We start from the raw sequence: 25,462 nt of genomic DNA on the forward strand, positions 1-25,462 counted from the left end.
GTGGGGATGACAAAATCTGGCTTTTGGCGGTCGATCGGTCTTACCGGTCTTTTCCTTTTGGGGCTGGCGGGTCCGGTCAACGCAGAGTCGTGGATCAAGGTGCAATCAGCGCATTTTGAAGTCTATAGCAGTGCACCTGAGAAAACGACCCGTGACTATGTGCGCAAGCTTGAAGCCTTCCGCAATCTGACCAATATCCTGCTCGGAAGCACAGGGGCAGGACCTCAGGTCAGGTTCACCATCTACCTGCTCAATAATCCCGATAAAATGCAGAGTGTCCGGCCAAGTTTCGCCAAGCAGGTTGCCGGCGTGTATATGCCCTGCGTTGAAGGTCTAAGCGCCTACGCAACGGTTCAAAAGGGCGGCGACCTCATGGATGATCAGGACGTGAGCCTGGTTATCCTGTTCCACGAATACAGCCACTACATCATGTTCCAACACGCCAAGACCTACTACCCAACCTGGTACGTTGAAGGTTTCGCGGAATATTTGAGCACGGCCTATCCAAACAAAGGCAAGATTACCATAGGTGAGCTGTCAAATATGCGTATGTCGACCCTGGCGGAGGATCGCTGGATAGGTTTTGAACGGGTTCTGAATCCCGAATTTGAATTTACGGGCGACAAGAAAAATGACGCCTGGGAAATGCAAAGTTTTTACGCCCAGTCGTGGCTGTTAACCCACTACATGCTCAATGACCCCGGGCGCGCCAAGGCGCTTAACCTCTATTTTGCTGAACTCACCAAGGGCACCGACCCGATCCAGGCCTGGGAAGGTTCGACCGGCATAAAGGTAAATTCACTACGCGGGTTACTCAAAAGCTATTACAGCAAGATGTATTACATGGAATTGCCCGTTCCGGAGTATAGCGACAGCGACATCACTGTCGAAAAACTGAGTCCTGAAACGAACACGTTTCTGTTCGATCGGTCCCTTCTCATGACCTGTATGGAGCCATCCCAAGGCAAGGACGTGCTGGGCCGCCTGACTGCCCTTAAGCCAAGCCTGGGCGGCAAGCTGGAATTCGACCTGACTCTGGGCCGGGCACAGCTCCTCTTTGGACCGCCCGAAGACGCTGAAGCGACCATAGGCGCGATCGTCGACGCCCACCCCGAGAGTTTCGAAGCTAACTATCTGATGGGACGTATCTATTTTAAGCAGAGTCTCGTGGCGACGGGCCAGGATGAAAGGGATCTGACGGACGCGTCAAACGGCTTTTTTGCCGCAGCCTACACGATCAACAAACTCGACGCGCCGAACCTGTACTACTTTGCACGAAGCCTTTCCGATCAACCCGGCTTTCCCAATGCGAGCGCGGTGAATGCGGCGAATGGCGCCCATGTCCTGGCGCCGAATGTCGGCGACTTTGCGGTTTTTGCCGCCTTCGTGAACCTGTCGACGGATAAGCGTAACGAAGCCATCGCCCTGCTGATGCCGTTCGCCAGCGATCCCCACAATCCCGATCAAGCGAAGCGTTTCCAAACCGCGATCGAAGCCATCAAGGCGGGCGAGCCGACGCACAAGGTCATGTCGGCCCTAAATGGTCCGTCCTAATTCAGTTTAACGCACTTCTAAGCGCCGCGCCCATGGCGATAGGTCCCAAGGCCAGGGCGAACAGGGCGTAGGCGGCCAGAAAGGCCATTGCCTGGATCGGCGAGGTCGAACCTTGCGCCGCCTGCATGATGCCGGCGCCGAAGATCACCGGCGGCACATAAAACGGCAGGACCAGCAGCGCCATCAGCACCCCGCCCTTGCGCGCGCCCAATGCCAGCGAGGCCCCGATTCCGCCGATCAGGGCAAAGCTGAGCGACCCCAGCACGGCTGCCAGCAACCCTAGACCGGCCAGGGACGGGGAAGCGCCCAGGATGATCATGACGATGGGCGTCAGCAAGGACAGGATCAACCCTGTCCCCAGCCATTGGCTGAGGCACTTCAGCAAGGCGATCAGTTCCAGTGGCAAAGGGCCGGTGCGCAGGACGTCGAAGACGGCATCGTCATAGTCGCGTTCGAACAGCTTTTCGAGGGAGAGGAGGGAGGCGAGGGCCAGGCATAGCCAGGTCAGGCCGGGGGCAATCCGCGCCAGGGTCTGCGAATCCGGGCCCAGGCTGAGCGGAATCATCGCCATCAGGGTCAGGTAGAATCCGATGGCCAGCAACGGCCCACCGCCGCGGGTGAGTGTGACGCCCAAATCGCGTTTTAAGAGGGCGAGGGATGCGCGACTTAAGCCCCCTCTTCCCTCGCGAGGGGAGGGGGTTGGGCGAGGGGCTGCGTGCCTGAGGGGCAAACTGGCCGAGTCCGCAGGCTTTTTCATCGACGGTTAGCCCCTCACCCGGCTCGCAAGCTCGCCGCCCTCTCCCCTCGCGAGGGAAGAGGGGAAAGACGGGCGCACTAGCTTCAATTCTGTTGTCGCGAAGGGCAGCGGATCATGCACCGCCGCGATGATCATCCCACCGCCGGCGAGGTGGTCCTGCATCAGGCCCGCCAGCAACGTACGGTGGCCAGCGTCCAATGGCGCCATGGGCTCATCCAGCAGCCACAAGGGGCGCGGCGCCATCAGCAACCGGGCGCACGACAGCCGACGTTTCTGGCCCGCCGACAGATAACGCGTGTCCAGATCGAGGAGGGGCGTCAGATTGAGCGGTTCAATACGCGATGGGTCGCCACCCAGGTAGTCGGCCTGGAACCTGAGTTCCTGCGCCACCGTCCGCGCCGGCGATAAAGCGTCGTGATGCCCCAGAAAATGGACATGCCGGGCATGCCACAACTCCGATTCAAGCTGAGACTCGTTCTCGAATACGACAATCTCACCGGTATCCGCTGCCGAAAACCCGGCCAAAACGCGCAGCAGCGACGTCTTGCCGACGCCGTTCTCACCGGTCAGGCTGATCGCTTGTCCCGCACTAAGAGGAAAATTAAGATTATGGATCAACAGGTTATAGCCCTTGCTGAGGCAGAGCGCCGTGACCTTGAGCGAAAAATCCATAAATAACCTTGCAGTGCGAAAGGCTTTACGTAGACGCAAAGCAAAGATGAGTTTAGAAGGCCAATTGCCCGCCTTCAAGGTCTATGCTGCGCGACCGGGAAACCCTGTGCGTCCCCGGTCATCCGCGCAAGCCCCTGAATTGACGGCGCGCCATGGTGGCGGCCGGGCGGCATAACTTGAGAGGATCAAGTTCGCTATGTCTTCTGTTGATAGCTTTAAGTCCAAATCGACCCTGACGGTCGGCGATAAAACCTACACCTTCTACGATCTCAAGGCCGCCGAGGCCAACGGCCTGGACGGCATTTCCGCCCTGCCGGCCTCGCTCAAGGTTCTCCTCGAAAACCTGCTGCGCAACGAAGACGGCGACACGGTCGACCGCGACGACATTCTGGCCGTCGCCGCCTGGGCCAAGAACAAGGGTTCGGTCGAACACGAAATCAGCTTCCGCCCGGCCCGCGTCCTGATGCAGGACTTCACCGGTGTTCCGGCCGTCGTCGACCTGGCCGCCATGCGCGACGCCATGGTCAAGCTGGGCGCCGATCCAGCGAAGATCAATCCGCTCAACCCCGTCGACCTGGTCATCGACCACTCCGTCATGGTCGACTATTTCGGCAATGCGACCGCCTTTACCCAGAATGTCGATCGCGAATACGAACGCAATATCGAACGCTACAACTTCCTGCGCTGGGGTTCGTCCGCCTTCAACAACTTCCGCGTCGTCCCCCCCGGCACCGGCATCTGCCACCAGGTCAATCTCGAATACCTGGCGCAAACCGTGTGGACCAATGTCGCGGACGGTGGCGAAGTCGCCTATCCGGATACCGTGGTCGGCACCGATTCCCACACCACCATGATCAACGGCCTGTCGGTCCTCGGCTGGGGTGTCGGCGGCATCGAAGCCGAAGCCGCCATGCTGGGCCAACCGATCCCCATGCTGATCCCCGAAGTCATCGGCTTCAAGCTGACCGGCCAGCTTCCGGAAGGCGCCACCGCCACCGACCTGGTTCTGACCGTCACTCAGATGCTGCGCAAGAAGGGCGTGGTCGGCAAGTTCGTCGAATATTACGGCGAAGGCCTGACCCACCTGACCCTGGAAGACCAGGCGACCATCGCCAACATGGCACCTGAATACGGCGCCACCTGCGGCTTCTTCCCGGTTTCCCAACCGACCATCAACTACCTGGCTGAAACCGGCCGCGCCCCCGAACGCGTCGCCCTGGTCGAAGCCTATGCCAAGGCGCAAGGCCTGTGGCTGGACCCGTCCGTCGATCCCGTCTTTACCGACACCCTCGAACTGGACCTCGGTTCCGTCCTGCCGTCCCTGGCCGGCCCCAAGCGTCCCCAGGACCGCGTTATCCTGTCCTCCGCCGCGTCGGAATTCAACAAGGCCCTGGCCGGTGAATTCGGCAAGGCCGGCGACGAAGACAAGCGCGTCGCCGTCGAAGGCGCGGACTACACCGTCGGTCACGGCGACGTCGTCATCGCCGCCATTACCTCGTGTACCAACACCTCCAACCCCTCGGTCCTCATCGCCGCGGGCCTGGTGGCGCGCAAAGCACGTGCACTCGGCCTGACCGTCAAGCCGTGGGTCAAGACGTCCCTGGCCCCTGGTTCGCAGGTCGTCACCGACTACCTGAATAGCGCAGGCCTGAGCGAAGATCTCGACGCCATGGGCTTCAACCTGGTCGGTTACGGCTGCACCACCTGCATCGGCAATTCCGGTCCCCTGCCCGAAGCCATCTCGGCCGCCGTCAATGCCGGTGACCTGGTCGCCGCCTCTGTCCTGTCGGGTAATCGCAACTTCGAAGGCCGTGTCAACCAGGACGTCCGCGCCAACTACCTGGCCTCGCCGCCGCTGGTCGTTGCCTACGCCCTGGCCGGCTCCTTGCGTATCGACCTGACGACCGAGCCGCTCGGCACCGGTTCGAACGGCGAACCCGTCTACCTTAAGGACATCTGGCCGACCAACGAAGAGGTCTCGAGCCTGCAACGCCAGCACGTCACCAACGCCATGTTCAAGGGCCGCTATTCGAACGTCTTCGAAGGCGACAAGCATTGGCAGGCCATCCCCGTCGCCGGCGGTCAGACCTATGGCTGGGACGCCACCTCGACCTACGTCTCCAACCCGCCCTATTTCGCCGGCATGACCATGACGCCGGACAAGGTGACCGACATCGTCGAAGCCCGCGTCCTGGGTGTCTTCGGCGATTCCATCACCACCGACCACATCTCGCCGGCCGGCAATATCAAGACCTCTGGCCCCGCCGGCGTCTATCTTGCCTCGCACAATGTGCCGACGTCAGAGTTCAACTCCTACGGCGCCCGCCGCGGCAACCATGACGTCATGATGCGCGGCACCTTCGCCAATATCCGCATCCGCAACAAGATCACCCCGGAAATCGAAGGCGGCGTCACCAAGCACTTCCCGTCTGGCGACGTCATGTCGATCTACGACGCGGCCATGCGCTACCAGTCGGAAGGCCGCAACCTGGTCATCTTCGCCGGCAAGGAATACGGCACCGGCTCGTCGCGCGACTGGGCGGCCAAGGGCACCAAGCTCCTGGGCGTGCGCGCCGTCATCGCCGAATCCTTCGAACGTATCCACCGCTCAAACCTGGTCGGCATGGGCGTCCTGCCGCTCCAGTTCAAGGTCGATGGCTGGTCCAAGCTCGGCCTCACCGGCGAGGAAATCGTCACCATCCGCGGCCTCGAAAGCGTCCAGCCGCGCCAGGAACTGATCGTCGAACTGTTCCGCGCCTCGGACGGCAAGGTCGCCCGCTTCCCGGTCCGCTGCCGCATCGATACGCCGACCGAACTGGAATACTACAAGAACGGCGGCGTCATGCCGTACGTCCTGCGCAACCTGGCCCGCGGCGTTGTCACCGCCGACGCGGCGGAGTAGGATGTCGTAGACTCGCATAAAGAAAAGACCCTCTGGTTTTTGGACCAGAGGGTCTTTTCTTTTGCAGGGGTCTCGGACCCCTGCACCCCGTAACTCGACAGCGTTCCCCTCGGGCGCGGCTTCCTATTTCTTATACATCCCTGAATTTACTTGCAAATTTGGGGAGGGGGACCGCCCAAGACAAGGCACCGGGTGGCCTGCCACCCGAAGCCTTGGCGAAGGGTGTGCCTGCCGGCGAGGCTGGTGGGGTTTCTTGCTTTCTTACACACAGACAATTGCCCATGAAAAACCGTACCCTTACTATCGCTATTGTGGGTGCCATCGCCGCCATCTTCGCCGCGATTCTCAACCTCGCCGAAGGCGCCGATGCGGCCGCTCAGCGCACCCTGGCGATCGACGCGATTGTGGCCGCCCTGATCGCCATCGCCTGCGCGGTCTGGACCCTGCGCGAAGGCGGCAACTGGCGTTGGTGGGCCATCGCCATCGGCGGTCCAGCCCTGTTCGTTCTGGCCGATGCCGGGATGCGGATGATCCTCTTCCTGCGTTAACGGGTGTAGCCAACCACAGCTAACGCAGCCTGCTTCAAGCCGTTGGCGATGGCATCGGATACCGTCGCCTCGGCCATCGATCGCGCCAGTGTCACGCCGCCCGTCAGTATGGAGAGTAGCGCCCACGCCTTGTCGCGCCGCAATGCCTCGTCCGTTCCCCCCAGACCGTCCGCCACCGCGTCAACCACCACGCTGACATGGGACTGAAATAACGATTTGGTCTCATTCGCGCTGCGCTGGACTTCCGGCGTCAGGCTCTGAAGCGCACAGCTGTCCTCCATGTCGCAGATCCGTTTCGGCCCCAGGTAATAATCGACAAACACCTCGATCCAGCGCGCGCCATGTTCGGCCTGCAATTTTCTGATGTTGTCACGCAGCTCGTCCACGCCGGCAATAATAGTTTCCTTGAACGCGGCGTCCTTCGATTCGAAATGGCTGTACAGCGCCCCCGATGTGACCATGGCTTCCTTCGCCAGGCCATCAACGCCGATGCCGCCATAGCCACATTTGCGGAAGCCACGCCCAACCGCGGCCAGCAGCTTGACCTTGGCCTGCTCCCGATATCCTTCGCTGTATCTCGCCATCGACACCTCTTTTTATAACGATCGCAATTTTATCGATTGACTCGATAGCGATCGTTATTCTATTTACATTGCGACCGTTATATAAACGGTAACGGGGCCGCTGGCAATACCGCCGCAGCCCATAGCCAAAGGACAGGTACCATGCCTCTGCAATTGATTTTGACCGAAGGAGTCCTGCCCAAGGGCCAGGAAAAGCAAGCATTCGTTCGTATCGCCGAAGCCATGCTCAAATGGCACGGCCTGCTCGGCAATACCGTCATGGCACCGAATGTCATAGGTGAGTACCACGTGCTGCCGAAGGCGCAGACCTTCAGCGGCATGCAGGAGACGCCGATTGCGGTCGTCGAGTGGAAGGTGCCGTCATTTGCCTTTACCGACCGAAAGGTTCAGATCGGATATTTCGAAGAGGTGACCAACATCATTCACGAAATGTCGGGCGGTCAACACCCGAAGGATCACGTCTTTATCAATGTCGTGCACACGGTCGATGGCGCCTGGAACTGGGGCGGCAAGGCCCTGACCAACGAGGAAATCAAGCAAACCCTTTCCGGCGGCGGACAATGATTGTGCCAGCCAGGCCTCTCACGGAAATTCCGGGCGTATCGCGGCGCAATGCCTTGACTATACTGGGGACCGCGCTTGTGGTCCCTGCAATTTCGGTAACCCTTCCGCGCGAGCAGCTCATTACGCGGCGCCACCTCCAGAAACCTGTCTTTTCGTTTTAGCAACTTGTCGCGCTACTCAAATCCGGACCGGAATGACGATCCAACATCACGTCATTTCGGCAGCCGTAAAAGTCTCCTGCCACGTTCTTGTAGTACGGCTTTGGCATAAGGAAGCTCCGATCTGGCGGAACAACAGCCTACCATCGCCGCCTAAACCGGCCTAACCTGATAAACTGAATCCAGCGGGCAGGAGACCTAAGTCATGACGACACCGGACACACCGATCAAATTCTATTCCATGCACCTGTCGGGCAATGCCCACCGTGTCGAGCTGCTGCTGCGCGCGCTGGACCTGCCATACGAAAAAATCGAGGTCAACCTTCGCGCCCGTGAACAGAAGACGCCGGATTTCCTGGCCATGAACCCGTTCGGTCAGGTACCGGTGATCGACGACAACGGCACGGTCATCTGGGATTCCATCGCCATCATGACCTATCTCGCCCTGACCTATGACAACGGCACCTGGCTGCCGCGCGACCCGAAGACCTTTGCCGAGGTCATCGCCTGGCTGGGCAAGGTCGCCGGCCCGATCGCCTATGGCCCGGCTACCGCACGGCGCATCGTCCTGTTCAATACACCGCACGACCCGGAACCGGCGCGCCAGACCGCAGCTGATTTCCTGACCGTTACCGATGGCCTGCTCAGTGGCCGCGACTGGCTGGCCGGCGACCACGCCACCCTGGCTGACCTGGCCTGTTATAGCTACATCGCCCATGCTCCGGAAGGCGGCGTCGATCTCACGCCCTTTGCCCATATCACAGCCTGGCTGGCGCGCATCGAAGCCCTGCCGTGCTTTACCGCCATGAAGCGGTCCAATGTCGGCCTATGGGCTGAGTCGGCGTAATTATTTCTCACTCAGCGATGCATTTTGCCGTCGCCGTTCGTCTCACTGCATCCACACAGGAGATGACGATGAGACAGGTAACCATTATCGGCGCCAGCCATGGCCTCGGCGCCGCCATAACCGCCATATTCCACGCTCAGGGTGACCACGTCACTGCCGTGGCGCGCCATGCCGCAGGCCTTGAGGCCCTGGCCGAGCGCTATCCCGGCACAACCACGGTCGTCGGCGACGCCACCGATCCGGCCACGGCACAGGCGCTGTTGCGGGCCCAGCCCGACGTGGTCATTCTGGCCGCAGGTGCTGCAACGCCCAACAGGCCCTTCCATGAGCTCGACTGGCAGGCTTTTAGCCAGAATTGGGAAGGCGACACCCGTATGGCCTTTAACCTGTTGAAGGCCGGCCTGACCCAGCCGGTAAAACCAGCCGTGGTCTTTGTCATCATCAGCAGCGGTTCGGCCATCGGCGGGTCACCCATTTCCGGCGGCTATGGCGGTGCCAAACGCATGCAGATGTTCCTGGCCGGCTATGCGCAAAAGGAGGCCCAGCGCGCCCACCGCGATACGCGATTCTTTGCACTTGCGCCGGCCGAGATCATGCCGCAAACCGAATTCGGGCTGGCGGCGGCACAGGCCTACGGCGTCTACAACGGTACGACGACGCAAGGCTTCCTGTCGGCCGCCAACTTCGCATTGACGCCGGAACAGGTGGCTCAGGCCGTACTGGACATGGCGAACCGTCCGGATGCTTTCGAGACGCCTGCCTGGGTGCTCAGGAGCTCCGGCCTGACCCCGATGTAAGGAGACACCGCTGCACGACCGCGACCGTACCCAGCGTTTCGAAACCGCTATCCGGACCTTACGCCCAGCATTGAAGCGGCATTGTTACCGCATGACCGCGTCGCCGCAGGAGGCAGAAGACTGCGTCCAGGAAAGCTGTCTGCGCGCCTGGCGCCGGCTGGATGAGGTGCGTGACGATCTCGCCCTGAAACCATGGCTGTACAGCATCGCCACCCGTGTCTGCCTCGATGCCCTGCGCGGTCGCCAGCGCCGCGCCACCGTGCACAACGACTTCGAAAGCGCGGGCGAGATGTGGGTCGAGCCCATGGCCGGTCCGCACGACATCCTGGAAAGCCGCGAGTCGATCCGTCTGGCCTTTGTCTCGCTGCTGCAGACACTGCCGCCGAAAGCACGCGCCGCGCTGATCCTGCATGAGGTGTTGGACTGGACGGCTGCGGAGGTCGCCCAGGCGCTGGACACCACCCTGCCGGCGGCGCGCAGCCTGATCCAGCGTTCGCGGGGAAAACTGGATCGGCCACCTCCGCTCGCCCCCCAACCTGTTCAGTCGGAGGTCCTGGCGCAATATGTCGCGGCTTGGGAAGCGCGTGATCTCGAAGCTTTCGGCCGGCTGCTCAGGCATGACGCGGTCTATGTCATGCCGCCACGACGCCAAGTCTATCTCGGCGCCGATGCCATCACCACCTTCTTTGCCGGAATCTGGCCGCTGCATGACCGCTTCCGCATGTCACCCATTGTGCTGAACGACCAGGCGGCGGCGGTTTTTTACGTACCGGATGGGGATGGCTGGCGACCCCACTCGCTGCACCTGCCGGATATCAGCGACGATGGCATTGCGCGCCTCACCCTGTATATCCCGCCGCTGGGGCCGGAGTTGTTTCAGGCCCTGGGGTTGGAGAGTGTTTTATCCTGACGTCGTTCCACGGCGCCGAAACAAAAAAAGCGCCGCTGCGAAGTCCGCAGCGGCGCCAGATAATCTCAGGGGAAGAAACGTCTGCCGGCCGAGGTAAAGCCTGGTCCCAGGGGCTGGGGGGGCTGTTCAGGGAGGAACCAGAGCGCCTCGGCCGACAGATGCATATTGTCGGCCCAACACGGCGGCGATAGGGCGAGAATAAGGTGATTCTGCGTTCAAAAAATTTCCAGACTGTTGCCTGAAGGCATCAGTTTGTAAGGATTCCAACAACGCCGAATTTACTTGCCAAATCCGGCCTTGCGGGCGTTAAATCCATACAGTGTAGCCTGTGTGAGACTGTACGAATCGCATGAATGTTCAGGACTCGGGCGCATTCAGCGCCTCACCCGCCAAAGGCCCGGTCTTTTTCGACCGCCGTGAATTGGAGCAGATTCTGCGCCTGTACGGACGAAAGGTCGCGGCCGGTGACTGGCGCGACTACTCGATCGACAGTTTTTCCGATGCCGTCGCTTTCAACATTTTCCAGCGCGCATCAGAAGCTCCTTTGTACCGCATCGAAAAGCGGCCGGCTCTCAGCCGCCGCCAGGGCGCCTTTGCCGTCTTCAACCAGTCCGGCCTGATCCTCAAGCGCGGCCATGAACTGGGACCGGTCCTGAGCGTGCTCGACAAGACCAAATTCGATATCGTCTGAGCGTATAAAGCAAAAACCCCGGAAGTTGCCTTCCGGGGTCTCGCATTTAAGGTTCAGTTTCTTAGAGACTGTTTTGAAAATTCGTCGGGCTGAGGCGAAAAGGGCTGGTTTCGAGAACCGGAGCGGAGCGTACTCATGTACGTGAGCACCGGAAGCGCAGAAAACGGCACTTTGCAGACCAGCCTGACGAATTTGCAAACAGTCTCCTAGCGACGGCCGCCCATTAGGCGCAACAAGCTAAGGAACAGGTTGATGAAGCTGATATAGAGGCTGAGCGCGCCATAATAGGTCATGGCGGCAAGGCCAGACTGATTATATTGCATTTCGTAATAGACCTCTTTCAGCCATTGGGTCTTATAGGCAATCAAGGCCGAGAAGATCAGAACGCCCAGTGCGGCGGTGATCAGGCTGAGGACCGAAGAGCCGAGGAAGATGTTGACGACCCCGGCGATGATCAGGCCGAACACGGCCATCATCAGGAAGCTGCCCCAACCCGACATGTTGATCTTGGTCGTGTAGCCGGCGATCGAGAGAGCGCCGAATGCGCCGGCGGTGATGAAGAAGGTCGAAGCCAGCGAGCCGCCCGTATAGAACAGGAAGATCGACGATAGCGACACGCCCATCACGGCGACGAAGACCCAATAGAACATGCCCATCACGGCCGCATTGAGATTGCGCATGAACATGCCGGAAATCAGCGACAGGCCCAGGGGTGCAAAGGCGAACACCCAGCCCAGCAGCGTCATCCGAACGGTGTCGCCGTTGATATCGTAAAGGAGATTGAGCAGAACCGGTGTATTTGCCACAGCCCACGCCATGGCGCCGGTGATAACCAGGCCGAGGGCCATTTTCTGATAGATGCCGAGCAGGAACCGCTTCAGGCCCATGTCCTTCGACATGTCCTGTACCGTGGGGCGTGCGCCGGTTAATTGATCCAAGTCCGCCATGGAACCTTTTCCCTGTGAATAAGTGGGGCCAGGGGCATGGACATATCCCCCTGGCGTCCTACCTAATATGGTCGCACCCTGCCTGTCTGGCAAGGGATAAGTCGGACCGGATTTCACAGGATTTTCTCATGAAATATTCGCCGCTCGGCCGCACCGGTCTGTCCGTCTCGCGCGTCTGTCTCGGTACCATGATGTATGGCAGCCAGAATACGCAGGACGAAGCCTTCGAACAGATGGACTATGCCGTGACGCGCGGCATCAACTTCTTCGACACCGCCGAAGCCTATGCCATCCCGCCGCGGCCCGAAACCCAAGGCGCCACTGAACGCATCATCGGCGAATGGTTCAAGGCGCGCGGCAACCGCGACCAGATCATCCTGGCGTCCAAGATCGCCGGCCGCGCCGACGGCATGACATGGATTCGCAACGGTCCACGCCACACCCGCGACCATATCGATGACGCCGTCCAGGCCTCGTTGGACCGCCTGCAGACCGACTATATAGACCTTTATCAACTGCACTGGCCCGATCGCCGCTATGCCGGCTTCGGTTTCCATGAATTCCACGATTACGACGGCGATTACGAAGGCTTCCACACCATTCTGGAAAGCCTGGATCGCCACATCAAGGCCGGCCGCATCCGCCATATCGGCGTGTCGAACGAAAGTCCGTGGGGCGTGATGAAGTTCGTTACTCTGGCCGAGCAGCATGGCCTGCCGCGCATCGCCTCGATCCAGAATGCCTATTCGCTGGTCTCGCGCTCGTTCGAATACGGCCTGGCCGAGGTCAGTTTGCGCGAAGACGTTGGCCTTCTGTCCTATTCGCCCCTGGCCCAGGGCTATCTGACCGGCAAGTACCGCAACGGCGCTCGTCCCGAAGGTGCGCGCAAGACCCTGTATGAACGGCTGAACCGCTATGAAGGGCCGGGCGGTATCGAGATGGTCGATAAATATGTCGACATGGCGGCGACTCTTGATGTTGCGCCTGAGGTCCTGGCGTTGAAGTTCGTCGACACACGCGCCTTTACGACCGCGACCATTATCGGCGCCAGCACCATGGCGCAGTTGAAGGTCGATATCGATGCGTTCGACGTGACCTGGACGCCGCAGATGGAAAAGGCCGTTGCCGCCCTGCACGCCAGCCACCCGAATCCGTGTCCGTAGCGCCTTAATTTTTGTTAATTTCACACGCCACAGCTACTGGCGTACCGTCGCAGCACTGAACAGGGAGATAGGTTATGAAAATCCGCTGGTTGCTGCCTTTGCTTCTGCTGCCGAACTTTGCCGTAGCCCAAACCGCGCCACCGGCTACACCACCTGCGCCGCCAGTTGGCTGTGACAGCCCGGAAAGTCACCAGTTCGATTTCTGGGTCGGCCAGTGGGAAGTTTTCCCTGCCAAGGCACCGACCAAAAAGGTCGCCGATAGCCTGATTGAGAAACTCTACGCGGGCTGTGCGGTGCGCGAAAACTGGATGCCGCTTACCCCCGGCGCCGGCGGCAGCCTTAACGCCTATGTCGCTTCCGAAGGCAAATGGCGCCAGACCTGGCTCGACTCGACCGGAACCTTCGCCGATTTCCACGGCGGCTGGAATGGTACCGCCATGGTTATTCAGGGCGAATGGCCGCAACCCGGCGCGCCACATCAGATTACCCGCATGACCTACACGCCGCATCCCGACGGCAGTGTCGAACAGGCGGGCGACACGTCTGACGACGGTGGCACGACCTGGGCGCCCAGTTTCGACCTGATCTATCGCAAGAAGGTTTCATGACGCGGTTTCGCTCGGTACTGTTCGTTCCCTGTGGCAATCCGCGCGCCATGGCCAAGGCGCCTGGCCTGGATTGTGACGCGCTGATCTTCGATCTGGAAGACGCGGTCAGCGACGCCGAACGCGACGGGGCGCTTACTGCTCTCGCCGAAATTCTCACCCACGCCTTTACCGCCCGGACGGTTTTGGTTCGCATCCATCCGCAATACATCAACGCTATTCATCGAGCTCTGAAGGATGTTCGTATCGACGGCATCGTCGTCCCCAAGGTCGGCGGCACCGAAGATGTGCGTGGCGTCATGGCGGCGTGGCCGAAAATGCCGCTGTGGGCGATGATCGAAACCGCCGAGGGCGTGGCCAATCTGTGGGAGATCGCGGGACTGCCGCTGAAAGGCCTGATCGCCGGCCCGAACGATCTGCGCAAGGATCTGAAGACCCGCGCCATGTCCGATCGCCAGGATATCCTGTTCGCATTGTCGCAGATCGTTGTCTATGGCCGTGCCAATCGCAAGGTCGTGCTCGACGGCGTCTATAACCAGTACAACGATGAAGCAGGTTTCACCGCCGAATGCGCCCAGGGCCGCAGTCTCGGTTTTGACGGCAAGACCCTGATCCACCCGTCCCAGGTCGCTCCATGCGAGGCGGCCTTTGGCCCGTCCCCCGGAGATGTCGCCTGGGCGAAAGGTGTAGTGGCAGCCTTTGAAGGCAGCGACGCAGGCATTCTCAGCGTCGACGGCGAAATGGTCGAACGCCTGCACCTCGACCAGGCGCGGGAAATCTTGCGCCAGAGCTGAGCTAAAAATCACTTTTCATGACTCGTTAACTTTTCCCCTCGACAGGGTGCAGGCGTCTGTCTTAACGCTTGTTACGGGCGTGCATAAAGCTGCCCTGAGTCGGGGTCAGCAAATTTGTCCCCAAAAAACACCCACTATATGTAGATGTTAATCTGGCCTTAACCACAATTTGTGGTGATATAGCGACGCCGCGAGGCTTCAGTAACGATTCGGGATTACCAATGACCACGTCACGCCTTTTGTCTGCTTCCTCTGCCGGCCTTTTGACCCCCAGCCACTCCTACAAGCCTTTCCGTTACCCCTGGGCCTTCGAATACTGGCGCAAGCAGCAGCAGGTCCACTGGATCCCCGAGGAAGTGCCGCTGGGTGAGGACTGCAAGGACTGGGCGTCGAAGCTGAACGACAATGAGCGCAACCTGCTGACGCAAATTTTTCGCTTTTTCACCCAGTCGGACATCGAGGTCCAGGACAACTACCTCGAACGCTATTCGCGCGTGTTCAAGCCGACCGAAGTCAAGATGATGATGTCGGCCTTCGCCAATATGGAAACCATCCATATCGCGGCCTATGCCCTGCTGCTCGAGACGATCGGTATGCCCGAATCGGAGTTCGGCGCGTTCATGGATTATCAGGCCATGCGCGACAAGCACGACTATATGGGCACGTTCGGCGTCGAGAGCGAAGCCGATGTCTGCCGCACCCTGGCCATGTTCGGGGGCTTTACCGAAGGCTTGCAGCTGTTCGCCTCATTCGCCATGCTGATGAACTTCCCGCGCTTCAACAAGATGAAGGGCATGGGCCAGATCGTTTCGTGGTCGGTGCGCGACGAAAGCCTGCACTGCGAAGGCATTATCAAGCTGTACCATGCCTTCTCGAAGGAAACCGGGGCGGTCACCAAGTCGGTCGCCGACGACATTATCGATTGCTGCAAGACGGTTGTGTCGATGGAGGACAAGTTCATCGACCTGGCGTTCGAAATGGGCCCGGTCCAGGGCATGACCCCGGACGATATCAAGGCCTATATCCGGTACATTGCCGACTGGCGCCTGCGTCAGCTGGAACTGCCCCAGGTGTTCAACGCGCCGAAGGAAAACCCGCTGCCGTGGCTGCAGGTGCTGCTGTCGGGCGTCGAGCACGCCAACTTCTTCGAGGCCCGCGCCACGGAATATTCCAAGGCGGCGACCAAAGGCCAGTGGACCGGCGGCGACGGCGTGTGGGGTGCGTTCGATACGCTGATGAAAAAGCGCGCCGAAGGTATGAAGGCCGGGATGAACAGCTGATTGCACGAAGGTCGATTTTTCTGCCTTCCTTACATCACACAACTCATCCCCACCCTGTATCCTTATCCACCGCTCGCTATGCTACTCTCACCGCCGAAGATGTTAAGACACCCGGCGGGTCTACCAGAACCAGGAAGACCGTTACAGGTATAGCGGAGTCTTCCCCCGGACGTCCCGATGCGGGCGGTCTTCCTGGTCTCTTCCCAAAATGGCGCGTCGGCACAGACCGTAACGCCGCTTGATTTGCGCAAACGCGCCCGTCGCCGTTAAAGCTCCGCCATCGTCAGATATCAGGAGCCAGCCATGTTGTTTCGCGGCCTTTCCGCCTTTCCGATCACCCCGGCCGACGCGAATGGCACGGTCGACACCGAAGCGCTGTCCCGACTGCTGGCGCGCCTTGATGTGGACGGCATCGACTCGGTCGGCCTGCTGGGCAGCACCGGCACATATATGTATCTCGACCAGACCCAGCGCCGTCGTGCCGTGGCGGCTGCCCGCGAAACCCTGGGTGGGCGAATTCCCGTCATGGCCGGTGTCGGAGCCCTGCGCACTGACGACGCCTGTGCCCTGGCGCGCGACGCGGAGGCCGGCGGCGCCGATGGCCTGCTGCTGGCGCCGGTGTCCTATACGCCACTGTTTCCGGATGAGGTCTTCCACCACTTCACCGCGGTGGCTGACGCGACAGGCCTGCCGGTGTGCATCTACAACAATCCGATCTCGACCCACTTCAGCTTTGACGACGATCTGATCGCAAGATTGGCCGAGGTGCCAAATATTACCGCGCTGAAGACGTCTTCCATTCCCCTGGCCGATGTGGCGCCGAAACTGGCCCGTCTGCGGCCGCGCGTCCCGGAGAGCTTCAGCCTGGGCTTCAGCGGTGATCGGTTTTGTGCCCAGGCCCTGCTGGCCGGCGGCGATGCCTGGTACTGCGTCATGGCCGGAACCTTGCCGTTGCAGACCTTGGCGCTGATGCGTGCGGTGCGGTCGGGCGATGCCGCGGAGGTCGAGCGCCTCGCTCTCCTGTTCCAGCCTTTGTTTGAACTGTTCGATGGCTTCGGTGGCCTGCGCGTCATGTATGCGGTGGCCGGCATACTCGGCCTGGGTGAGTTTGAATTGCCACGCCCGATAATGCCGATTCCGCGCAGCGAGTGGCATAGGGTCGAGGCCGCTGTCGAGCGATTATCGGCTTTGGGCCGCGCGTGATTTTAGACGTAGTAAGGATTTGGCCACGGATGTCACGGATGCCACGCAAGTGCGCGGCTGCACGGATTTCCGGGAAAATTCCCTACGCCAGGAGACTGTGCAGGAGGAAAAATAGGGCCTGCGGCCTGTCAGGATTTGGCACGGACATGGGCAGGAACTCAGGCCATCCGTGTAGATGCGCTCTTGCGCATCATCCGTGATATCCGTGGTCCCGAAACCGCACTGATAATCTTTTTACAGACAGGCCATCCGCGCCCCACGGCATCCTTACTCATACGTGAATATATTCAACTCACCGCTGAAGACTCCCAAGCTGAGACACCCAGCGGGACGAAAGATACGGGAAGACTGCCGCGAGATTTAATGGGACTACCAGTTGCCCACGCGTCGGCGGTCTTCCCGGTCTGTTCACCAAATCCCTTAAAACCTAAAGCCGGCGGCTGAGCGACACCGACAAGGTCGGGCGGTCGACGTTCCATGAGGCATAGGCGTGCCAGTTATTGACGCTGGTCGCCACACCCAGCCGGTCCGTCAACTGGTAATACAGGCCGAGATTGGTGTTGGTATAGTCGACCCCGCCCCACTGGCGGCGATAGGATACGCTCAGCCAGCCCGACAGCTTGGGCAGCAGGCCACGGCTCAGCGACGCATTGACCCCGTAGGACTTGCGCACCTCGCTATAGTCGTGGTCGGTATATTCGGCACCGGCCGACGCGTTGAATCCCAGGACTTCGCGCGACGCGGTCACCTGATACAGCAGGCTGTTGTCGGTATAGCGGGCTTGCGTCCCCGGGAAGATCCTGTAGGTCGCCTGCCAGCGCAGGGTAAAGGGTTTCAGTTTCTGGTTATAGCCGACGAAGAACTTGTCCTCGCTGTCGGTGCCGATGTGCGATTCGACGGTGCGCAGGGTGGAACCGAAATAGATATCCTGCTTGCGCCCGCTGATATCCAGCGACCACTGCGGCTTGCGAAAGACCATGCCATTGATCACCCCCGAGGTCGAAACCCCGACAGAGGCGTGCCACTTGGCTGGCTGGTTCCATATCTCGTCCGGCGTCGCGGCAGAGGCGGCATGAACGGCGACCGGCGCGACTATAGCGGCCGACAGGAACAGTGTGGGGGTAATCAAAACTCTACTACGCATGATGACGCTACTTAACGATCCCCCGGCCGACAGGCAACGCGAACATGCCAGATAATCGTTACGAAATTTACGGCTGTGCGGCGCAACATCTCCTTAACCATAGCGGTAAACCGTATATTTCAGCCTGCATGTTATCGTTTGCACACGTCAGGGGAGTAGAGTGCAATGATAATGTGGGCGAAGATTCACCCCATAAAGGCCGTGTGGGTTGGATGCAGCCTGCTGGTATCGGTCATGACCGGTACCATCTTACCCGGCACCGCCTGGGCCGGAGACGAACCGCTTGCGGAAGCGTCGCCTGCCTTCCTGTATGATGCCGTACTGACCGTAGACACGCTCGACAACCTGTCGGGTGGCTTGCGGACTGGCGCCTGGGGCATGGCGAATCTCGATCTCACCGCCGCGTGGCAGGGCGATCAGGGCTGGGAGGCTTTCGGTTATATTCTGGCCGACACGCACGGCGGCTTTTCCGAACGTTATACCGGCGATGCCCAGGTCGTGTCGAATATCGATGCGCCGGCTGGTGTTCGCCTGTTCGAAGCCTGGCTGCGCCATACCTCCGACGACCAGTCCCTGGTCGCGACGGCGGGACTGATCAATCTTAACGGCATTTTCGATACGCAACCGGTCGGTGGGCTGTTTCTCAACGCTTCGCACGGCATCGGGCCCGATTATTCGCAATCCGCGCCGTCGATCTTTCCGATCAGCGGCTTGGGTGTGGTGGCAGAATGGCGCCCGACCGATACATTGCGCCTGCGTGCCGGTGTATTTGACGGCGTGCCGGGCGATCCGGATCACGGTGGCGTCTTCACCTCGCTGAGGATATCGCGTGCCGAAGGCGTCAACTACGTCGTCGAGGCCGAGCAGAATTTCGGCGGTGGTTTTGTGAAGCTGGGTCACTGGGCCTACAGCCAGCGCGCTGACCGGCTGGATGGCATGGGTCAAGGGCGACGCGAAGGAACCTATGGCCAGGTCAGTGGGCAATTGACTCACGAGGGTGAAGACCCGGACCAGGGCCTCAGCGCCTGGGTCCGCGCCGGTGTCGCCAATGGCCAGGTGCTGGATGTATCGTCCTATGCCGGTGGCGGCGTGGTCTATACGGGATTGTTCGCCGGCCGTGACCATGACCAGGCCGGGCTGGCCATTGCGTCGGCCCGTTTCGGCAAGCCGTGGCGGGCGCTGAATCCCGAAGCGGCCGGTGTGGAGACGACGATCGAGGCGGCCTATCAGGTCGAGGTGAAGCCGGGCCTGATCCTGCAGCCCGACGTGCAATATATCCGCCATCCGGGCGGCGCATCGGACGTCAAGGATGCGCTCGTTGTCGGCCTGCGCCTGCGGATCGGACTATTGAGTTAGGCGTCTTCCGCCACAACCGGTTGGGCTTCGAAGCCCAGAGCCTGGGCCGCGGCAACAGCCTCCTCCGGCCCGGCAATGCTCAGCCGGCCGATGCCGGAGGCACGCAGCTGGGCTGCCAGATTGCTGCCGGCGAAGGGCTCGCGGTCCGGCACGTTCAGGACCCAGTCGGGAAAGCGCGGGGTTACGCCGTCGACGGCGCCCAGGAAAATGACCTGAGTGCCTTCGGCGCGCGCTGTCTCAACGAGACCCGCGACAGGCAGACCCTGCAGCAAAGCGCCCATGACGACCAGTGCGTGACGATTCGAACTCATGACATCCTCCAAGATCGGGGAGCACAGGGACATTCGGAATGACGGAGGGAAGCTCCCCCGTCCTGAACCTGGGCGGGGGTGAAGTGGTGACCGGTTTTATCTGACCATGTCGCCACCGCACGCCCCGCCAAGGGCGGTCGTTTTGCGGGCTACGGCAAAGGTTGCAATACGGGTCATGACATCACAGTAACACACAAGGACATACGAGTCTATCGCATCGCAGCATGTTCACGGGCTGTTGATTGCACAGCCGCGGCCTGCCGTGTAGATAGGTAACGCAGAGGTTTGCGGGGGAAATCATGGTAAAATGGCATTTGTATCTGTCGGTCGCGGCGACGGCCGTCGTGGCCACATCGGGATGGGCCGCCGACACGCTGCAATTTGCGGCGCCTGACACCTGGGTCAAGCCGGTGGCGTTCAGCGAAAGCTCCAAGGCTGAGCCCGGGGCGCCTGTTGCCGTTCTCAATGTGGATAACCAGATCCGCTTCGGCCCTGACGGCGACGACATCTACACCGAATTCGTCGTCCGGATTCAGACGCCCCAAGGCCTGACCGCGGCGCGTCCGTATGCAGTGTGGAATCCGCAGACCGATTCTGTCGTCGTCCATAAGGTCCACCTGATCCGCAACGGCCAGGTCATCGATGTCTTGGCTGGCGGCCAGACCTTTACCACCCTGCGTCGTGAGGAAAATCTCGACAGCTCAATGCTCGACGGTCAGTTGACGGCTGTCTTGCAGCCCGAGGGCGTGCAGGTCGGTGATATACTGGACTATTCCATGACCCTTCATCGCGCCGATCCGGTCATGCGCGGCAATTCTGAATCGCTGCTGTTCAGCCGGCCTCAGGTCGCGATCGGACGAATCAGCTACCGCGTCCTGTGGCCGAAATCCAAGGTCGTGCGCTGGCGGGCCAGCGACGACATCAAGGATGCCAGGTTGGCCAAGACCCCCGAAGGCAGCGAACTGACGCTCAACCTTGTCGACTACAAGATGCCGGAAGCCCAGGAACGCCTGCCGACACGCTTTGCCCGCACCGGCGAACTCGAATTTTCGCAGTTCACCAGCTGGCATGACCTGTCGGCTATACTGGCACCGTTGTACGCCAAGGCCGCGACCCTGGCCGTCGATTCCCCACTGAAGGCCGAGGCGGCGAAGATCAGGGCCTTGAGCAACGATCCGAAGGTCCAGGCTGCCGCCGCCCTAAATCTCGTCGAGGACCAGGTTCGCTATGTCTTTATCGGCGCCAATCAGGGTGGCTATGTTCCGGCCGATGCCGATGCCACCTGGACCCGGCGCTTCGGCGATTGCAAGGGCAAGTCCGTTCTGCTCGTTGCGCTGCTCCGCGAACTGGGCATCGAGGCCGAAGCTGCCGCGGTCAGCACCTGGGCTGGCGACGGTATGGACCATAGCCTGCCGCTGATCGAACTGTTTGACCACGTCATTGTCCGTGCCACGATCGCCGGGAAGGTTTACTGGATGGACGGTACCCGGCTTGGCGACGGCACGCTCGATCTCCTTTCGCCGCCGCCCTACCAATGGGCACTTCTACTGCCGCCCGGCGGCGGCGACCTGACGGCGATCGAGATGCCGCCGCCGGCCAAGCCGCTCGAAGAAACCCTCCTGAAGTTCGATGCTTCGGGCGGTCTCGACGCGCCGGCCCCGGTGCAGGTCGATTTTATCATGCGTGGCGACGCAGCCATAGATCTGCACAATAAACTGTTGGCCCAGACGCCCGGTGATCTCGACACGGGGCTGAAGGCTTACTGGGCTCAGGTCTATAGCTGGATTACGGTCGACACGGTCGGCCAGGCCTTCGACGCGGCGACCGGTGAACTGCGCATGACCATGGCCGGCAAGGCGGACATGGCCTGGGACTCGCCTGGCATGGGCAAGCCGCGCCAATATGCGGTCGATGGCGATTTCATCGGTGGCGGCTTCGGATTGAAACGCAAGGACGGCCCCAATGCCGACGCCCCCGTTACCCTGCCGTATCCACGCTTCGAAAAAACCATCGAAACCATCATCCTGCCGCAGGGCGGCAAGGGCTTCTCCATCGCCGGCGACGCGGTCGACACGACCCTGGCCGGCTATGTGATGAAGCGGTCGTTGAGCCTGGCCAACGGCGTCTTCACCATGGAGGTCACCCAGCATACTCTGGACCGTGAAGTGCCGGTCAACGAAGTCAATGCCGCAGAAGCCGAACTGATACGAATGGGCAAGGCGACAGTCCACGTCCAGGCGCCATATGACTATGCCGCGACTGAGTCCGACATAAAGACGGCCAGCGCCGCTGAACCCAAGACTGCGGCCGAATTTATGGCACGTGGCGTAGAGTTGGCGTTGGCGCGGCAGTATGACAAGGCCATTGCCGATTACGATGCCGCTCTGAAACTGGATCCGAAATCCGCCAAGGCCATGGCCTTGCGCGGTAATGCCCGTGCTGCGAAGAAGGACTATGACGCTGCCTTCGCCGATTACGATGCGGCAGTGGCCCTGGATCGCCGTGACACGACGGCGTGGTATGGTCGCGCCTATGCCTGGTATGATACCCACGACTACGCCAAGGCCGTGGACGCGGTGACCCATCTGCTCACGATCAATCCAGCGGATAACAAGGCCCGCAAGATGCGCGCCCAGCTTTATCTCGAACAGGGCGACAAGGAAGGCGCCCTCGATGATGCCCTGGCTGCCAGTATGATGGAGCCGGACTCAGTTGATAGCGCCACCTTCCTGGCCAGGATCTACGACGCAAACAACAAGTCGGCCGAAGCCGTGGCGACCCTTCGCACCGCCCTGGTCAAGAGCCCGGAAGAGGCCGATCTGCATGCGGCCCTGGCGCGACACCTGGAATATTGCGCCGGCGGCACCTCGGCCAAGGACTGCTTTGCCTTGCGCAAGGAGGCATTGGCCGAATTCGATCGGGCGATCGCCCTGGCGCCGACGGTGGGTCTGTATGTCGAGAGGGCGTCCGCGCGTCCGATGGAAGATCGAGCCGCCAAGTTTGCCGATCTGGACCAGGCCTTTCTGTTGCAGCCCGACGGACCGGGCATCCTGGTCACGCGCGCCGGCTTGCTGATCTATTACAAGGAATACGACAAGGCCGCCGCTGATATCGCGACCGTCCTTGCCGCCGATCCCAGGAACGTCGATGCGCTATTTGCTCATGCTTCACTCATGGACGCGCGTGGCGATATCGATGCCGAGATTGCTGACAATGATGCTGTTCTCGCGCTGGAGCCGGATAATTCTCAGTATCTGAACAACGCCTGCTGGGTACGCGCTACCCATAAGCGTGACCTCGACAAGGCTCTGGCCAATTGCGATGCTTCTCTGAAGCTCAAACCCAACTCCGCCGCAACCTTCGACAGCCGGGGCTTGGTTCACCTTCAGAGAGCGGAATGGGATCTGGCCCTGGCCGATTACAATGCGGCCATCACGGCTGAAGGCAAGTTCGGTTCGGCCCTGTTCGGCCGCGGTATCGCCGAATTACGCCTTGGCAAAACTGAAGCCGGCAACGAGGACATCGCATCGGCCAAGGCGTTATATGCCGGCATCGACAAGAAATACGCCGGCTACGGCATCAAGCCATAACGGGCATAAAGAAAGGCGGGAAAGCGCATCTGAGGAGACGCTTTCCCGCCCGTATGCCGCATCCATCCGGCGGGAAGGACGCGACAATCCGAATGTCTTTGAGTCTTACGACTTGGCGTGCCAGTCGTCGATCTGGCGCTCGGCCTCGTCCTGGGCGATGCCATAACGTTCCTGAAGCTTGCCGGACAGCAGTTTGCGATTGCCCTCGATCACGTCGAGATCGCTGTCGGTCAACTTGCCCCATGTCCTTTGGACATTGCCGCGCACCTGATCCCAGCTGCCTTCCAAACGGTCCTTGTTCATCGCTGTACTCCTTATAAATTAACGTTTTTGACTATAGCGGCCGGACATCTAAAGTTTCGCCGCCTTAAGGCTTCACCTGTATAAAAACCCCGTAAGGCGTGGTAATCCTCCCTCCAAAATATGGAGGACGCCATGAAATTCGCTGTAACCGCTGCCCTGTGCCTGCTGGCTGCGATGGGCGCCTGCCGTGCGGCGCCAGTGACGATCGATACCGGTAAGGTCGAAGGCGTCACGGCCGACGGCCTGGAGACCTTCAAGGGTATTCCGTTTGCCGCGCCGCCGACAGGCGACCTGCGTTGGCGCGCACCGCAACCGGCAAAGCCGTGGACGGGCGTGCTGAAGGCTGACGCGTTCGGTCATGACTGCATGCAGGAGCCCTTCCCGCAGGACGCGGCGCCGCTGGGTACGCCGCCGGCCGAGGACTGCCTGACGATCAATGTGTGGCGGCCGGCAAAGGCGGCGGGGAACCTGCCGGTAATCGTTTGGATTTACGGCGGCGGCTTCGTCAATGGCGGTTCGTCGCCGGCGGTCTATGACGGCGGAGCGTTCGCGAAAAATGGCGTGATCTTCGTCAGTTTCAACTATCGCGTGGGGCGGTTCGGTTTCTTCGGCCATCCGGCTTTGACGGCGGCAGACGCAGACCACGGCCTGCTCGGCAATTACGGCTATATGGACCAGATCGCCGCGATGAAGTGGGTCCAGCGCAATATCGCGGCCTTCGGCGGCGATCCGGCCCAGGTGACGGTGTTCGGGGAATCGGCGGGCGGCGGCTCGGTCCATATGCTGTTGACCAGCCCCGAGACGAAGGGCCTGTTCGCGCGGGCCATCATCCAGTCGGGCGGCGGGCGCGGCAATCTGATGGGGGCGCGCCGGTTGCACGACGACCAGGCGAACCTGCCGTCGTCCGAAACCCTGGGGCTCAATTTCGCGCGCAAGAATGGCATTGGCGGCACGGATGCGGCGGCACTGGCGGCCTTGCGCGCCCTGCCGGCGGACAAGGTGACGGACGGCCTTGGCCTGATGTCGATGGGCCAGCAGGTCGAGACCTATGGCGGACCGATGACCGACGGCCGCATCATCGTCGAGACGCCGCAGCAGGCCTATCTGGCCGGTCACAACGCCAGGGTGCCCGTCATGGTCGGGGCGACACGGGCCGATATCGGTTTCTTCTGGGCCAATACGGCAGAGGAGGCCTATGCCAGTTTCGGCGAGCATGCCGCGGCGGCGAAGGCGGCCTATAGCGGCGATCTGCAGACGATCAATAGCCAGATCGGCATGGACCGGATGATGATCGAGCCGGCGCGCTTTGTGGCGGCGACCTTGGCGTCGCAAGGTGTTAATAGCTACGAATATCGCTTTTCTTACGTTGCCGATTCGATGGCCGGAGACTGGAAGGTCGGGGCTCCGCACGCCACCGAGATTCCCTATGTGATGGATACGGTAACCGCCAAATACGGCACGGCCCTGACGGCAAAGGACGCCGGCATGGCGAAGACGACCAATGCCTATTGGATCAATTTTGCCAAGACCGGTAACCCCAATGGTGCTGGCCTGCCGATCTGGCCGGCCTATGATGCGGCGACGGACCAGATCATGGATATGGCGCTGGATGGTGTGGCGAAGGCAGGTCCCGATCCATGGAAGGCCCGCCTGGATGTAACGGCCGCTACGGCACCTTGAGGCTATCGCGGGCGGCTACGCTGTGTGGTTAATGTCCTTATTTTACAGCAATTTTCAACGCCGAAAGCGCGGAAAAGTCGGACAGGTCGCGGAAAAAAGAGT

Annotated in this window: 23 protein-coding genes; 16 read left to right on the plus strand and 7 right to left on the minus strand. The window is 60.8% G+C overall.

Going from position 1 to position 25,462, the window contains the following annotated elements; translation table 11 throughout:
* Positions 1-6 precede the first annotated feature (6 nt).
* On the plus strand, positions 7-1,554 hold the full coding sequence (locus AC1DXO_RS05910; RefSeq protein ID WP_476977172.1) for a tetratricopeptide repeat protein: 1,548 nt from the start codon (positions 7-9) through the stop codon (positions 1,552-1,554).
* A 1-nt stretch (position 1,555) separates the two neighbouring features.
* Here AC1DXO_RS05910 and ccmB read toward each other — a convergent pair whose 3' ends face one another.
* Both ccmB and ccmA read right to left on the minus strand, forming a co-directional pair.
* Positions 1,556-2,311, minus strand: a complete 756-nt coding sequence (gene ccmB, locus AC1DXO_RS05915) for a heme exporter protein CcmB (protein ID WP_476977173.1) — start codon at positions 2,309-2,311, stop codon at positions 1,556-1,558.
* A gap of 6 nt (positions 2,312-2,317) precedes the next feature.
* Positions 2,318-2,983 (minus strand): heme ABC exporter ATP-binding protein CcmA, encoded by a 666-nt coding sequence (ccmA, locus tag AC1DXO_RS05920; RefSeq protein ID WP_476977174.1) that lies wholly within the window; start codon positions 2,981-2,983, stop codon positions 2,318-2,320.
* 196 nt (positions 2,984-3,179) lie between these two features.
* Here ccmA and acnA point away from each other — a divergent pair, with 196 nt between their 5' ends.
* Positions 3,180-5,885, plus strand: a complete 2,706-nt coding sequence (gene acnA, locus AC1DXO_RS05925; RefSeq protein ID WP_476977175.1) for an aconitate hydratase AcnA — start codon at positions 3,180-3,182, stop codon at positions 5,883-5,885.
* 281 nt (positions 5,886-6,166) lie between these two features.
* Positions 6,167-6,433 carry a hypothetical protein gene (locus AC1DXO_RS05930; RefSeq protein ID WP_476977176.1) on the plus strand — a complete coding sequence of 89 codons (267 nt, stop codon included), beginning with the start codon at positions 6,167-6,169 and terminating at the stop codon, positions 6,431-6,433.
* Here AC1DXO_RS05930 and AC1DXO_RS05935 read toward each other — a convergent pair.
* Positions 6,430-7,017 (minus strand): TetR/AcrR family transcriptional regulator, encoded by a 588-nt coding sequence (locus AC1DXO_RS05935; protein WP_476977177.1) that lies wholly within the window; start codon positions 7,015-7,017, stop codon positions 6,430-6,432. The two genes, AC1DXO_RS05930 and AC1DXO_RS05935, sit on opposite strands and share 4 nt — an antisense overlap.
* 141 nt (positions 7,018-7,158) lie before the next feature.
* On the opposite strand from AC1DXO_RS05935, the gene AC1DXO_RS05940 reads away from it, so the two are divergent.
* The 5 genes from AC1DXO_RS05940 (at position 7,159) to AC1DXO_RS05960 (ending at position 10,984) form a co-directional block, all read left to right on the plus strand.
* Positions 7,159-7,581 (plus strand): 4-oxalocrotonate tautomerase, encoded by a 423-nt coding sequence (locus AC1DXO_RS05940; protein ID WP_476977178.1) that lies wholly within the window; start codon positions 7,159-7,161, stop codon positions 7,579-7,581.
* Between the two features lie 363 nt (positions 7,582-7,944).
* A complete protein-coding gene (locus tag AC1DXO_RS05945; RefSeq protein ID WP_476977179.1) occupies positions 7,945-8,586 on the plus strand; it encodes a glutathione S-transferase family protein in 642 nt (213 codons plus the stop codon).
* Positions 8,587-8,654: 68 nt separating this feature from the next.
* On the plus strand, positions 8,655-9,383 hold the full coding sequence (locus AC1DXO_RS05950; protein ID WP_476977180.1) for an SDR family oxidoreductase: 729 nt from the start codon (positions 8,655-8,657) through the stop codon (positions 9,381-9,383).
* A 10-nt stretch (positions 9,384-9,393) separates the two neighbouring features.
* On the plus strand, positions 9,394-10,293 hold the full coding sequence (locus tag AC1DXO_RS05955; protein WP_476977231.1) for an RNA polymerase subunit sigma-70: 900 nt from the start codon (positions 9,394-9,396) through the stop codon (positions 10,291-10,293).
* Positions 10,294-10,642: 349 nt separating this feature from the next.
* On the plus strand, positions 10,643-10,984 hold the full coding sequence (locus AC1DXO_RS05960; protein WP_476977181.1) for a DUF2794 domain-containing protein: 342 nt from the start codon (positions 10,643-10,645) through the stop codon (positions 10,982-10,984).
* Between the two features lie 206 nt (positions 10,985-11,190).
* On the opposite strand, the gene AC1DXO_RS05965 is transcribed toward AC1DXO_RS05960, so the two are convergent.
* Positions 11,191-11,931, minus strand: coding sequence for a Bax inhibitor-1/YccA family protein (locus AC1DXO_RS05965; RefSeq protein ID WP_476977182.1), 741 nt, complete (start codon positions 11,929-11,931; stop codon positions 11,191-11,193).
* A gap of 128 nt (positions 11,932-12,059) precedes the next feature.
* Here AC1DXO_RS05965 and AC1DXO_RS05970 point away from each other — a divergent pair, with 128 nt between their 5' ends.
* The 5 genes from AC1DXO_RS05970 to AC1DXO_RS05990 all read left to right on the plus strand — a co-directional run bounded on the left by AC1DXO_RS05970 (position 12,060) and on the right by AC1DXO_RS05990 (position 16,976).
* Positions 12,060-13,094 (plus strand): aldo/keto reductase, encoded by a 1,035-nt coding sequence (locus AC1DXO_RS05970; RefSeq protein WP_476977183.1) that lies wholly within the window; start codon positions 12,060-12,062, stop codon positions 13,092-13,094.
* Positions 13,095-13,168: 74 nt separating this feature from the next.
* Complete coding sequence (locus tag AC1DXO_RS05975) at positions 13,169-13,702, plus strand: hypothetical protein (RefSeq protein ID WP_476977184.1); 534 nt, start codon at positions 13,169-13,171, stop codon at positions 13,700-13,702.
* Complete coding sequence (locus tag AC1DXO_RS05980) at positions 13,699-14,493, plus strand: HpcH/HpaI aldolase/citrate lyase family protein (RefSeq protein WP_476977185.1); 795 nt, start codon at positions 13,699-13,701, stop codon at positions 14,491-14,493. The genes AC1DXO_RS05975 and AC1DXO_RS05980 overlap by 4 nt, the downstream gene beginning before the upstream one ends.
* 221 nt (positions 14,494-14,714) lie before the next feature.
* Positions 14,715-15,773, plus strand: coding sequence for a ribonucleotide-diphosphate reductase subunit beta (locus tag AC1DXO_RS05985; protein ID WP_476977186.1), 1,059 nt, complete (start codon positions 14,715-14,717; stop codon positions 15,771-15,773).
* 303 nt (positions 15,774-16,076) lie between these two features.
* Positions 16,077-16,976 carry a dihydrodipicolinate synthase family protein gene (locus AC1DXO_RS05990; protein ID WP_476977187.1) on the plus strand — a complete coding sequence of 300 codons (900 nt, stop codon included), beginning with the start codon at positions 16,077-16,079 and terminating at the stop codon, positions 16,974-16,976.
* A gap of 427 nt (positions 16,977-17,403) precedes the next feature.
* Here the strand turns inward: AC1DXO_RS05990 and AC1DXO_RS05995 are convergent, their stop codons facing one another.
* Positions 17,404-18,120 (minus strand): hypothetical protein, encoded by a 717-nt coding sequence (locus AC1DXO_RS05995; protein WP_476977188.1) that lies wholly within the window; start codon positions 18,118-18,120, stop codon positions 17,404-17,406.
* Between the two features lie 234 nt (positions 18,121-18,354).
* Here AC1DXO_RS05995 and AC1DXO_RS06000 point away from each other — a divergent pair, with 234 nt between their 5' ends.
* On the plus strand, positions 18,355-19,476 hold the full coding sequence (locus tag AC1DXO_RS06000; protein WP_476977189.1) for a carbohydrate porin: 1,122 nt from the start codon (positions 18,355-18,357) through the stop codon (positions 19,474-19,476).
* Here AC1DXO_RS06000 and AC1DXO_RS06005 read toward each other — a convergent pair.
* Positions 19,473-19,787 carry a cysteine hydrolase family protein gene (locus tag AC1DXO_RS06005; protein ID WP_476977190.1) on the minus strand — a complete coding sequence of 105 codons (315 nt, stop codon included), beginning with the start codon at positions 19,785-19,787 and terminating at the stop codon, positions 19,473-19,475. The two genes, AC1DXO_RS06000 and AC1DXO_RS06005, sit on opposite strands and share 4 nt — an antisense overlap.
* 299 nt (positions 19,788-20,086) lie before the next feature.
* Here AC1DXO_RS06005 and AC1DXO_RS06010 point away from each other — a divergent pair, with 299 nt between their 5' ends.
* On the plus strand, positions 20,087-23,377 hold the full coding sequence (locus AC1DXO_RS06010) for a DUF3857 domain-containing protein (protein WP_476977191.1): 3,291 nt from the start codon (positions 20,087-20,089) through the stop codon (positions 23,375-23,377).
* A gap of 105 nt (positions 23,378-23,482) precedes the next feature.
* On the opposite strand, the gene AC1DXO_RS06015 is transcribed toward AC1DXO_RS06010, so the two are convergent.
* Complete coding sequence (locus tag AC1DXO_RS06015; RefSeq protein ID WP_476977192.1) at positions 23,483-23,680, minus strand: CsbD family protein; 198 nt, start codon at positions 23,678-23,680, stop codon at positions 23,483-23,485.
* A 132-nt stretch (positions 23,681-23,812) separates the two neighbouring features.
* Between AC1DXO_RS06015 and AC1DXO_RS06020 the strand changes: the two genes are divergently transcribed.
* On the plus strand, positions 23,813-25,360 hold the full coding sequence (locus AC1DXO_RS06020; RefSeq protein WP_476977193.1) for a carboxylesterase/lipase family protein: 1,548 nt from the start codon (positions 23,813-23,815) through the stop codon (positions 25,358-25,360).
* The last annotated feature ends 102 nt before the right edge of the window (positions 25,361-25,462 follow it).

Source organism: Asticcacaulis sp. P2_C5 (assembly GCF_056404555.1).

What these genes read in the sequence shown, in the direction of transcription:
- AC1DXO_RS05950 (WP_476977180.1), top strand. Translation starts at nt 8,655, where the DNA reads ATGAGACAGGTAACCATTATCGGCGCCAGCCATGGCCTCGGCGCCGCC.
- AC1DXO_RS06010 (WP_476977191.1), top strand. Translation starts at nt 20,087, where the DNA reads ATGGTAAAATGGCATTTGTATCTGTCGGTCGCGGCGACGGCCGTCGTG.
- AC1DXO_RS05940 (WP_476977178.1), top strand. Translation starts at nt 7,159, where the DNA reads ATGCCTCTGCAATTGATTTTGACCGAAGGAGTCCTGCCCAAGGGCCAG.
- AC1DXO_RS06005 (WP_476977190.1), bottom strand. Translation starts at nt 19,787, where the DNA reads ATGAGTTCGAATCGTCACGCACTGGTCGTCATGGGCGCTTTGCTGCAG.
- AC1DXO_RS05980 (WP_476977185.1), top strand. Translation starts at nt 13,699, where the DNA reads ATGACGCGGTTTCGCTCGGTACTGTTCGTTCCCTGTGGCAATCCGCGC.
- AC1DXO_RS05930 (WP_476977176.1), top strand. Translation starts at nt 6,167, where the DNA reads ATGAAAAACCGTACCCTTACTATCGCTATTGTGGGTGCCATCGCCGCC.
- AC1DXO_RS05945 (WP_476977179.1), top strand. Translation starts at nt 7,945, where the DNA reads ATGACGACACCGGACACACCGATCAAATTCTATTCCATGCACCTGTCG.
- AC1DXO_RS05995 (WP_476977188.1), bottom strand. Translation starts at nt 18,120, where the DNA reads ATGCGTAGTAGAGTTTTGATTACCCCCACACTGTTCCTGTCGGCCGCT.
- AC1DXO_RS05960 (WP_476977181.1), top strand. Translation starts at nt 10,643, where the DNA reads ATGAATGTTCAGGACTCGGGCGCATTCAGCGCCTCACCCGCCAAAGGC.
- AC1DXO_RS06015 (WP_476977192.1), bottom strand. Translation starts at nt 23,680, where the DNA reads ATGAACAAGGACCGTTTGGAAGGCAGCTGGGATCAGGTGCGCGGCAAT.
- AC1DXO_RS05990 (WP_476977187.1), top strand. Translation starts at nt 16,077, where the DNA reads ATGTTGTTTCGCGGCCTTTCCGCCTTTCCGATCACCCCGGCCGACGCG.
- ccmA (WP_476977174.1), bottom strand. Translation starts at nt 2,983, where the DNA reads ATGGATTTTTCGCTCAAGGTCACGGCGCTCTGCCTCAGCAAGGGCTAT.
- AC1DXO_RS05970 (WP_476977183.1), top strand. Translation starts at nt 12,060, where the DNA reads ATGAAATATTCGCCGCTCGGCCGCACCGGTCTGTCCGTCTCGCGCGTC.
- AC1DXO_RS06020 (WP_476977193.1), top strand. Translation starts at nt 23,813, where the DNA reads ATGAAATTCGCTGTAACCGCTGCCCTGTGCCTGCTGGCTGCGATGGGC.
- AC1DXO_RS05985 (WP_476977186.1), top strand. Translation starts at nt 14,715, where the DNA reads ATGACCACGTCACGCCTTTTGTCTGCTTCCTCTGCCGGCCTTTTGACC.
- AC1DXO_RS05910 (WP_476977172.1), top strand. Translation starts at nt 7, where the DNA reads ATGACAAAATCTGGCTTTTGGCGGTCGATCGGTCTTACCGGTCTTTTC.
- acnA (WP_476977175.1), top strand. Translation starts at nt 3,180, where the DNA reads ATGTCTTCTGTTGATAGCTTTAAGTCCAAATCGACCCTGACGGTCGGC.
- AC1DXO_RS06000 (WP_476977189.1), top strand. Translation starts at nt 18,355, where the DNA reads ATGACCGGTACCATCTTACCCGGCACCGCCTGGGCCGGAGACGAACCG.
- AC1DXO_RS05965 (WP_476977182.1), bottom strand. Translation starts at nt 11,931, where the DNA reads ATGGCGGACTTGGATCAATTAACCGGCGCACGCCCCACGGTACAGGAC.
- AC1DXO_RS05935 (WP_476977177.1), bottom strand. Translation starts at nt 7,017, where the DNA reads ATGGCGAGATACAGCGAAGGATATCGGGAGCAGGCCAAGGTCAAGCTG.
- ccmB (WP_476977173.1), bottom strand. Translation starts at nt 2,311, where the DNA reads ATGAAAAAGCCTGCGGACTCGGCCAGTTTGCCCCTCAGGCACGCAGCC.
- AC1DXO_RS05975 (WP_476977184.1), top strand. Translation starts at nt 13,169, where the DNA reads ATGAAAATCCGCTGGTTGCTGCCTTTGCTTCTGCTGCCGAACTTTGCC.